General features: G+C 41.5%; 9 protein-coding genes. 1 reads left to right on the forward strand and 8 read right to left on the reverse strand.

Features of this window, described 5'->3' with window-relative positions:
- Positions 1-57 precede the first annotated feature (57 nt).
- From DXA18_RS16325 to DXA18_RS16715, 7 genes are all read right to left on the reverse strand, one after another.
- Positions 58-180 (reverse strand): hypothetical protein, encoded by a 123-nt coding sequence (locus DXA18_RS16325; protein ID WP_278337062.1) that lies wholly within the window; start codon positions 178-180, stop codon positions 58-60.
- 161 nt (positions 181-341) lie between these two features.
- Complete coding sequence (locus DXA18_RS06095) at positions 342-1,745, reverse strand: hypothetical protein (protein WP_118383142.1); 1,404 nt, start codon at positions 1,743-1,745, stop codon at positions 342-344.
- Between the two features lie 254 nt (positions 1,746-1,999).
- Positions 2,000-3,286 (reverse strand): MFS transporter, encoded by a 1,287-nt coding sequence (locus tag DXA18_RS06100; RefSeq protein WP_118383143.1) that lies wholly within the window; start codon positions 3,284-3,286, stop codon positions 2,000-2,002.
- A 27-nt stretch (positions 3,287-3,313) separates the two neighbouring features.
- Positions 3,314-4,189, reverse strand: coding sequence for a shikimate dehydrogenase (locus tag DXA18_RS06105; RefSeq protein WP_118383144.1), 876 nt, complete (start codon positions 4,187-4,189; stop codon positions 3,314-3,316).
- Positions 4,190-4,271: 82 nt separating this feature from the next.
- Entirely contained in the window at positions 4,272-6,242 is a 1,971-nt protein-coding gene (locus DXA18_RS06110) for an FAD-dependent oxidoreductase (RefSeq protein WP_118383145.1), read from the reverse strand.
- Between the two features lie 37 nt (positions 6,243-6,279).
- Positions 6,280-6,636 (reverse strand): hypothetical protein, encoded by a 357-nt coding sequence (locus DXA18_RS16710; RefSeq protein WP_330424436.1) that lies wholly within the window; start codon positions 6,634-6,636, stop codon positions 6,280-6,282.
- Positions 6,637-6,659: 23 nt separating this feature from the next.
- Positions 6,660-7,115 (reverse strand): hypothetical protein, encoded by a 456-nt coding sequence (locus DXA18_RS16715; protein ID WP_330424437.1) that lies wholly within the window; start codon positions 7,113-7,115, stop codon positions 6,660-6,662.
- 240 nt (positions 7,116-7,355) lie between these two features.
- On the opposite strand from DXA18_RS16715, the gene DXA18_RS06120 reads away from it, so the two are divergent.
- Positions 7,356-8,243: a LysR family transcriptional regulator gene (locus DXA18_RS06120; RefSeq protein ID WP_118383146.1), complete on the forward strand. Its 888-nt coding sequence runs from the start codon at positions 7,356-7,358 to the stop codon at positions 8,241-8,243.
- A 92-nt stretch (positions 8,244-8,335) separates the two neighbouring features.
- Here the strand turns inward: DXA18_RS06120 and thrS are convergent, their stop codons facing one another.
- The gene (gene thrS / locus DXA18_RS06125) at positions 8,336-10,303 is read right to left on the reverse strand and encodes a threonine--tRNA ligase (protein ID WP_118383147.1); all 1,968 of its coding nucleotides are present in this window, start codon (positions 10,301-10,303) and stop codon (positions 8,336-8,338) included.
- Between the last annotated feature and the right edge of the window lie 608 nt (positions 10,304-10,911).

A 10,911-nucleotide genomic window follows, 5' to 3' on the forward strand; every position in this document is an offset into this window, starting at 1 on the left:
CATCACATTATCAATCTTTTATTAACTCTACAATTTTACCACAAGTGATACACATTTTCAAATGAAGTATCTGTGAACTCCGGCCAATTTGCAAACGTCCTCCAACGCAACTTCTGTAAGATCAGCTGCAAGCATCATTCCCGACGTGGAATCACACATTGCGCATGCTTCCTGTCTCATGTCCGTTCCTCCGACTGTTTTCTCTATTAATATATGATAATAATAGTATTCTCTACATATAATATACTCTACCATAGGAAGAGGTTGGTCGCAATCTTTTCACAACTGAAAAACAGGGAAAGCCGGACTCATTCCGGTTTTCCCTGTTACGCTGTCATATATTATGAAGGCTCATTGTCCTTTGTTTCAATCTGATCTACATTCTCTGTGTCAACCAATCCCAGTTTTCTCTTCTGGAATTCCATGTTCGATAACATCAGGTTCATTGCAAAACCTACAACCAATGCCCAGCCTGAACCCTTGAATGCCAGAACTGCTGCCATAACACCTGCAATACTCTTATCAGTGCTTGTCTTACAATATTCCATACCGATTCTTGCACATACATATGCCTGGAATAAGAGAGTGATTGCTGAACCAACACCCATGATCGGCTTCATGAATGACACGATCGGCACCAAAATAACACTGAGAAATGTTGCCATACGGAAAGAACTCATTCCACCGATCAGAGATTTCATTGCTTTCTTTCCTTCTTTATAACGCATAGCAACGGATACTGTCATACCTACCCAGAGCGGTCCGGCCAGTGGTGGGAACGGTGCGAATATTGCAAGGATCAGGTTTCTCAGACCACTGATCAGGTTCGATCTGCTTGAGTTAAAGTCAATATATTCATCACTTCGGCTCTCCTGTGCCTCTGCTACCAGTGTCTTAGACGTAACAAAATCTCCAAATGCCAGTACATAGCAGATCAATGCTAACGGAAGTGCACTGATGAATTTTGAAATCGGAGGGAATCCGACTGCAAAAATGCTGACTGTATGGAAGATATTACTGAAATCAGGAATTCTGATAACTGTTCCAAGTTCCAGAACCGGTTTTGACAATTCTCCAAGTGCAACTCCGGCTAACATAGCAACAAGATATGGGAATAAATTACCATATTTCGCCATAATATCCAGTATTTTATATTTATCTCTGTTCTTTTCACAGAACGGTGAAAAACTCAGAAATGCAAGTAACAAGGTACCTGCAAGTGTCGCTATCGGTGCAGTCATCAACTGACTTCCGTCAGACAACTGTCCCTGCAATACTGTAATCGGTGCTGCGATCAAAATACCACCTTTGATAGAATTCGGCACACCATTTACAAATTTATCTGCAAGCTTAGTGATTCCCATAAATATAAATACAAAGGCTACCAGCAGCTGCAATGCGATCATTGCCTGAATTCGCTCAGGTCCTTTTTCAAATCCATTCAAATATGCCAAAGTAAATGGCAGGGTCGGGGTGATCCATCCAGGAACAACCGGATCTCCCAGCCATCCGTGAAGCATATACATAAATACTTCAATGATGACACAGCTCCATGCAAGTTCATATGGAAGTCCAAGATTATCAGTCAGGTACGGAATCGAACTTAAAGCTGTAGCGCCAAGGATCAGACCCTGAAAAAACTCTACATACTCAATTTTATAATGAACCCCTGGAATTCTCCACTGAAATGGGCCAAGTGGAATATATGGAAGTTCATTAGCTCTTTTTGCTCTTTTCGGACTCATCTTTGAGCGTCCTCCTTTATCTTATAATTTATTACACAGTATTGTACTATATACTTCCAGCAATTCAGTCGCCTAAACACAATGCCAGTTATTTTATAGATAAATTTTATAGAATAACTGGGTTTTCCTCTTATTTTAACTGTAATTTTTATGAATGTCTTTTTTTTAACAATACATTCTAAAAAAAACGGGACTGTATTCTTATAGATGATAACATCTTTCGGAACGCCAGTCCCAATTTTCTTTATTATATTCTACACTGCACCTTTTCCGAAGATTTTCTTGTGCTGAGCTACTAAGTAGAGGGAACTTAAAATAGCAAGGATTGCAAATACTAATAACATGATCATAAGGGTGTAAACTGCATTAGCCTCACCTGATGCTTTTGTAAGCTGTGCTGCTACTACCGGGATCAGGTAGCTTGCTGCACCCATGAATGTGTAATAAATACCCGTGTTTCTTCCCTTTGGTCCTGGGTTAAACAACTGAACTACTGCAAGACCTGTCTGAAGAGCACCACCTGCTGCAAAGAATCCTAACATTGCAATTGCGATGTAAATGATTGCTACCTGATGGATAAACAGTACACCTGCAAGTGCAGCTGCTGTACAGATAGAATCGATCAGGATAACTTTCAGCGGACTCCATTTTAATTTAGCCATCATGAATGCCCAGAAAATTACTGCACAGATAGATCCAATTGTATAAATGGAAGTCATACCAGCTGCCTGCATCTCGGAAAGTCCACATACGGATAATCCAAATGCCTTTGTATACTGCTGTGCACCATACATGATCGCCATGCAAAGGAATGCATAAAACATTACCAGAAATACTACAAATTTGTTTGGCTTAGTAAGCATCGCTGCCTTAGCTGCATCAATCTCTGCCTGTACTGCATCATTTGATTTGCCACCTTTTTCTTCTGATGCCTTCTTCTGATCATCATAAACAAATGGAGCAACAATTGCAAGTACTAAACAAACGATTGACAATACAACCGGAATGATTACATTTAATTTCCAGTTTCCATTGCTTGCGTTATGTACAACCAGGAGCGGATACACCATACCAGACAATGAAACGAAGAATTTGATTCCGATCAGTGCAGAACCAGGTGCTGCAGGATAAGCTTCCTGTACAGCCGGGTATCCGGATGCATCCCAGAATCCTGAGGTTGCAACTCCAGCAACAAATCCACAGACAGAAGCAACTACAGCACTGCTTGTAAATAGGAATCCGAGGAAGCAGATGATATATAAGATAGCTCCGCCGATCATTAATTTCTTACGTCCTACGCGGTCAGAGATTTCTCCACCGATCCACACACTGACGAATTTACCGAAACCGGTCCATGCAACTGCTGTACTAACCGCTGCAATACCCGCTGCATATGCTGCAGACTGTGGGTCTGACATATTGAATCCCCACTGTTTAGCAAAATTTACGTTATTCTGGCTTAAAATAATAGCTTGAATACCATGTGTCAAATAACAAAAATAGACACAAATGATAGACAATAAATATTTTTTTGCTTTCATTCCCTCAATCTCCTTTGTCGAATTGTTTTATTTTGCCTGTGCCTTCTGAAATTCCTGATACTCGGCAAGTGGCATCTCTTTTCCAACGAACAGTTCGTAGTTTACTGCACCCTGCTGCTGAAGCATTCCTACACCACCGATTGCTTTGCATCCGGCTTCTTCTGCTTCAACGATCATCTTTGTCTTCTCCGGATTATATACTGTATCTGCTACAACCAGGTCTTTGCGGAACAATGATTTGTCAACCAGTGTTACATCCTCATGTGGCTTCATTCCCATAATTGTTGCATTTACCAGAATATCACAAGCCTTAACTGCTTCTTCCAGTTTTGCCTTGTCATCCAGATCATCAACGGTAACAACGCATTCCGGACACTTCTCTGCTAATTTAGCCTGTGTTCCTTTTGCTCTCTCGAAGAACTTATCCTGAATGCTGAAGATATTGATCTCTTTTGCTCCGTCAAGTGCTAATTGAACCTGGATAGCTGTAGCTGCTCCGCCGGCGCCAAGTACAACTACCTTTTTATCTTTTACAGGTACTCCGTTAAGTTCAAGATTCTTAACGAATCCAACACCATCTGTAATATGACCTGTGATCACACCGTCATCATTAACAAATACATTGCAGGCACCAATGATCTCTGCTGCCGGAGAAAGCTTATCTACTAACTCTGCCGCAATATTTTTGCATGGCATAGTAAAGTTACCACCACGCATTTTGAATAAACGAATTGCATCAAATGCTTTTGGCATCTCTTCTTCCGTTACGTCAAATGCCAGATATGCATAATCCAGTCCGTCATGCTGGAAACTGAAGTTGTACATTGCCGGAGATCCTGAATGTCCTACCGGTGTTCCAAATAATCCCATTAAGCCTGTGTGTCCGGAAATTCTTTTTTCCATGATCCTAATCCTCCTGGTCTTCTTTTTTATGAGCGCCCGTATATCACGGACTGCCATATGAATATGTATGTTATTATAAGATTTACAATTTTAATGCTACATCGTATGCTTCTTTTGTAGCATCCAGTGCACGACGTGCTCTTACAGCGTCACCTACCAAGTGAACTTCTGGTACGATGTCTTTTAATTCTTCCGCGAAGTCATATACTACGTTCTGACCATCACGGTGTGTATAGCGTGAGCTGAATCCCATAGACAGAACTACGGTATCAAATCCTCTTGCCTCATAGATTGTCTCGTCAGATTTGTCTGCAGCATTCTTGTAGCTTACACCATCTGAGAAGATCTCTGATACAGCAGCACTTGTGATCTGCTTGATACCATATTTTTCAAATGCTTCCATAAGGAATACACGGTGCTCATGAATTACATCCGGTCCGATCGCATCTCTCATTTCGATAACAGCTACTTCATGTCCCTGTTCTGCAAGGAAGTCCGCAGTCTCTGCACCTACCATACCGCCACCAACAACTAAGACTTTGTGTCCTACCGGGCGTGTTCCTTCCAGACAGTCAACACCATATACAATATCCGGATTGTGGATACCTTTGATGAATGGAAGTACTAATGTCTCTGATCCTGTTGCAAGGATAACTGCATCCGGTGTGTCTTCTTTTAACATCTGTGCTGTCACCTTTGTATTCATCTTGATGTTAACGCCGGCTTTTTCACATTTTACAATGTAGCTTCTGATCATGCCTGTGATATCACCTTTTCCCGGTGGGTAAGCAGCCAGTCTCATATTACCGCCAAGTTTATCTGTTGCTTCAAATAAAGTAACATCATGACCACGTCTCTTAGCTGTGAATGCTGCACACATACCTGCTACACCGCCACCGATCACGTATACTTTTTTCGCTTTTTCAGCCTTCGGAAGTCCTTCAACCTCACGACCAAGTACTGGATTCACCAGACAGCAAAGTGGCTTACCGGCATACATATTGGCAACACATCCCTGCAGACAGGCGATACATGGTGTCACATCTTCCAGTCTTTCTTCCTGCGCTTTTTCCGGAGTATGAGGATCAGCCAATGACTGGCGTCCAAATGCTACCAGATCTGCATTGCCAAGTTTGATCATCTGTTCTGCAAACTGTGGTTCTGTATATCGACCAACTGTAATAATCGGAACAGATACACACTTCTTAATATTAGCAACCAGCTCTGCAGAGAAACCGCCGTGGATACCTGTAGGTGCCCACATATACTCATCTTTCAGATGTACTGCACGAGATACATGAAGTCCGTCAATTCCACACTCTTCCAGGTAAGCTGCTACTGCACACATATCGTGATTATCAAGTCCGCCAAACATATCTTCTGTACTGTTGATACGTGCAAGAACGGCAATCTTTCCTTCTGTTTTCTTCTTAACTTCTTCAATGATCAGACGAGAAAATCTCATTCTGTTTTCAAAGCTTCCACCAAATTCATCAACACGCTTATTGGTTCTTGGTGACATGAATGAATTCACAAGATAACCATGTGCCATGTGGATTTCTACTGCATCAGCGCCGCCCTTCATCGCGCGAACTGCTGCATCACCATATCCTTTTACAAGTTCATACACTTTTTCTGTTGGTACTGCTTCCGGAATGTCTTTTCCATCTGCTGAAGCAATTGCTGTAGCTGCCTCGATTGGTGCTCCCGCATTCTTAGCATTTCCTTCCGGTCCTGCATTCTGAAGCTGGATAGAAATCTTAGCTCCCTCTGCGTGACAGGCGTCTGTAATTCTCTTCAGGCTTTCAATACTGTTGTCATCATACAGACAAGGCTTCTTAGGACCACCCTTAGCACCTTTATGTACTACAGTTGCTTCAATCGTAATCAGGCCAAACTGTCCTTTTGCACGTTCGCTGTAATATGCAACGGACTGATCACTCCATGTTCCATCTGAATTAGCAAAGTTATTTCCCATCGGGGGAACTACAAAACGATTCTTAACTGTCATAGGTCCGATCTGAATCGGAGAAAACATATTTTTGAATTTCATTATTTTACCTCTCTTTTCAATGAATCTGTTTTCTAAATTAGTCTACCAGTTCTGGCCAAGCTTCTTTTAATACTTTTTCTGTGTTTTCATATGTATAAGCAGCTGCTGCATCAATTCCTCTTCCAAGGATCTCATCAGAGATTACTTCTACACCAACAACCTTTGGATCGATTCCGGCGTCTTTGATCATCTTAACAAATCCTGCTGTATCCTTTGCTCCTGTTCCCGGTGCAAGACGATCATGCATAGACTCATCTCTTAAGATTGAAGCTGCATACGGTCTGTCATAAGCATCATTAATCTGGATAGAAATAACTTTCTTAGCAATTTCCGGTGTCAGAATATCATACGGCTGATCAGCTCTTACCCAGTGCCATGTGTCAAGAATCAGCATTGCATTGTCACATCCGGAAGCTTTTACAACTTCCCATCCTTTCTGAGGTTCGGAATTCCACTGTATGGCATCGGCTCAACACCAATGATGTATTTGCCGGCTCTCTGGCACAGTTCTTTTAACTTCTGAGCTGTGTACTCTACAGAATAGTTTTCCATCAGTCCGCAGTTAATGTGACCTACTCCAAAGAGTTCGCACATATGGAAACACATCTGCTCTTTGTACTTCTGTTCGTATGAACGATGTTCTTCACACCACTGAACAATGTACTCTACCTCTGTTACTTTCATGTCATGTTTGTCAAGAATTGCAAGAATGTCTTCATCATGAAGTCCTTCATTCAAAGCATCAACATAAGTCTCTGCACGAAGACCGATTCCTTCATATCCTGCTTCTTTGGCAGCAATTACACGATCTTCAAATTTACACTGATCTCCAAGTGTCCATGAGCTTACTGTGATTGGGTTCTTCTTTGACATAATTCTACCTCCATTGTGAAATTGAATACTATACCGTTGATTTGGTTGTTCAATCTTGTAATATTTTCTATGCCTGTATTATACTCAATCGTTAAATAAAAGACAAATTGATAATTCTGTCACAATCAATAGATTTTGTTTATGGATTTTATTGGCAATTCATGGTACGATAATATAACTGAATACTCACTTACAAATAACGGGAAGATACAAATATTAATCAGAAAAGGAGAATATCTTATGAATCTCTATCATCTCAGATATTTTGCTACTCTCGCTCATCTGGAACATTATACAAAAGCAGCTGAAATCCTATCCATTACCCAGCCCAGCCTGAGTCATGCAATCTCATCTCTGGAAAAGGAACTCGGTGTCAAGCTTTTTGAAAAGGATGGCCGCAATGTGGTACTTACCAAATGTGGACAGGCTTTTCTGATTGATGTTGAACAGGCTCTGGATATGCTTGATTCCAGCGTCAATAAGCTTCAAATGACAGGATTGGGGGAAGGTCGGATAGACATTGCTGAACTTCGTGTACTCAGCAGCACTGTTGTACCTAACTTTGTGAAAGGTTTTTTAGATTCCACACCTAATAAGAAGATTGATTTTTATTTTCACAGTTCGATCGGTCTTACCTCTGACATGATCCAGGGATTAAAAGAGCGGAAATATGATATTGCATTCTGTTCAAAGATGGATAATGAGCCCTTGATCGAATTTACCCCTGTTGCCAAACAGGAGCTCGTACTGATTGTACCCAAAGAACATCCTTTGGAAGGTAAGACTTCTATAGATTTGAAAGAGTCACTTGCTTATCCACATATCGTCTTTTCTAAACGAAGTGGTCTAAGGCAGGTCATTGATAAACTATTTGAAAAATGTGGCGGCTATCCGGAGATTGCTTATTCTATGGAAGAAGATCAGGGTGTTGCCGGACTTGTCGGTGCCGGATTTGGTATTGCTGTCGTTCCGAAGATGCCGATTCTTTCCTACATGCCTGTATCCATCATAGACATCGCAACCCCATCCTGGGAAAGACTCTTCTATATGGCTACTTTAAAAAATGTATACCAGGCACCGGTTGTTATGAATTTTAAAAAGTATGTCTCCGACCATGCCGAAGTATAATGCATGCCAAATGCAAATAAATAGCTGGTACACAGCACATTGAATCTACGATTCTTAACAGCACTGTGTACCAGCTATTTTCATTCTAATTATTATCTTGCCTTTTCTTCTTCCGGCAATTCTTTTCTGATCTCTTTTGTTCGGATCTCTTTACAGATTGCATCAACAAACTCAGCAAGTGGCTTGGTTCCTTCATTGCCTGCATAACGGCTTCTTACAGACACTGTTCCGTCTGCTTCTTCCTGCTGTCCGACTACTAGCATATATGGCAGCTTATCCAGTCTCGCCTCACGGATCTTGAATCCAATCTTCTCTGAGCGATTATCAACTGTAGCGTCGATATCATTTTTCTTCAGCTCTTTGCATACTTCATTCGCATAGTCTGCGTATTTCTCAGAAATAGGAAGTACACGTACCTGCTCCGGACACAGCCATGTCGGGAACTTGCCAGCGTATTTCTCGATCAGCCATGCAAGTGTACGCTCGTAGCACCCCATTGATGTTCTGTGAATGATGTAAGGACGTTTCTTCTCGCCATTCTGATCAATGTAATACATATCGAAGTTCTCAGCAATCGCACAGTCAAGCTGAATTGTGATCATGGTATCTTCTTTACCATATACATTCTTAGCCTGAATATCGATCTTTGGACCATAGAATGCAGCTTCTCCGTCAGCCTCTACGAATGGCACATTCTTCTCATGAAGTACGGCACGCAACGCATCCTGTGTGCTGTTCCAGTAATTGTCATCACCAAGGTATTTTGCTTTATTAGCCGGATCCCATTTAGACAGACGATATGTCACATCATCCTGCAGTCCTAATGTAGTCAGCACATAGTATGCCAGATCCAGACAGTTCTTCAATTCTTCTTCAGCCTGATCCGGGCGGATAACATTGTGAGCCTCAGTAATTGTAAACTGACGAACTCGTGTCAGTCCGTGCATTTCTCCTGAATCCTCTGAACGAAACAGCGTAGATGTCTCACTCATTCTGTAAGGAAGATCACGATATGACTTCTGTGTATTCTTATATACATAGTACTGGAATGGGCAAGTCATCGGGCGAAGTGCAAACACTTCTTTATCTTTCTCCTCATCACCCAGTACGAACATTCCGTCTTTGTAGTGATCCCAGTGTCCGGAAATCTTATACAGATCAGATTTGGCCATCAGCGGAGTTCTGGTACGTACATAGCCCCACTCTTTATCTTCCAGATCCTCGATCCATCTCTGCAGCTTCATGATCATCTTCGTTCCCTTCGGTGGGAAGAGTGGAAGTCCCTGTCCAATCACATCTACCGTTGTAAATAATTCCATCTCACGGCCAAGTTTATTGTGATCTCTGCGTTTTGCATCTTCCATTTTCTCGAGGTGTGCTTTCAGTTCCTCTTTCTTATTATATGCAGTACCATAAATTCTCTGCAAACGTGCTTTTTCGGAATCACCTCTCCAGTATGCCATAGATGATGATGTCAGCTTAAATGCCTTGATGCCCTTTGTGCTCATCAGGTGCGGTCCTGCACACAGGTCTACAAATTCTCCCTGATCATAGAATGAGATTTCTTCACCTTCCGGCAGATCTTCGATCAACTCTACCTTGAATGGCTCATCTTTCTCTTTCATAAATGCAATTGCTTCTTCTCTAGGAAGTGTAAATCTCTTTAATTCATGTCCTTCTTTGATGATCTTCTTCATCTCTGCTTCCAGTTTATCCAGATCATCTCTTGAAAATGGTTCTGCTTCAAAATCATAATAGAAACCATCGTCGATTGCCGGTCCGATAGCGATCTTCGCATTTGGGAACACTCTCTTAACCGCCTGAGCCAGCACGTGAGATGCTGTATGACGGATAACTCTGAGTCCTTCCGGATCACTAGCTGTTACAATATTCAATTCGCAATCCTGATCTACTACCGTTCTAAGATCAACGATTTCTCCATTCACTTCTCCTGCACAGGCAACTCTTGCCAAACCTGCACTGATGTCTGATGCAATATCATATACTGATTTTGCTTCTGCATACTCTTTGACAGATCCGTCTTTTAATGTGATCTTCATTTTAATTTCCTCCTCATGATATAAATGTGCGCTCCTGTATATGAGCATAAAATAGATACTTCTGATTTTAAGATCGTGCCTCTGACTTTCTACCCTCTTTGCCATATAAAAAAGTCCCTGGCACTGTCTTAAAACAATGTCAGGGACGATATATCTATCGTGGTTCCACCCATCTTCATCTTCCATCTCCTAAGTCATATCTCAACTAGAATTATCCATGCATAAATTACTTATGTATAAATCATCTATGGAAAATCTCATTACTGATGATAACGGTATCACCGGACCGGATTAGGGTCACTCAGAGCTGGTCTTCACATATGATCAGTCAAGAAGCTTCCACCAAATGCTTCTTTCTCTGTGTCCTTCAACACATGCTACTCGTCTCTTCTTCGTGTTCTTTAATATATTAGTACGAAACACCCCAATAGTCAATATGAATCTTACTGATTTCTTATTCTTTAAAAAAGACTGCAAACCTTATGGTCTACAGCCTTACTCATATATACCTTCAAAACCGTATACAAGAAACTCTACATCTTCTTACCTATCTCCGTCTTGGTTATGCCCTCGACCGATTAGTATCAGTCAGCTACATGTGTTACCAC

The organism is Dorea sp. AM58-8, assembly GCF_003464045.1.
GTDB classification, from domain to species: Bacteria; Bacillota; Clostridia; order Lachnospirales; family Lachnospiraceae; genus Claveliimonas; species Claveliimonas ammoniilytica.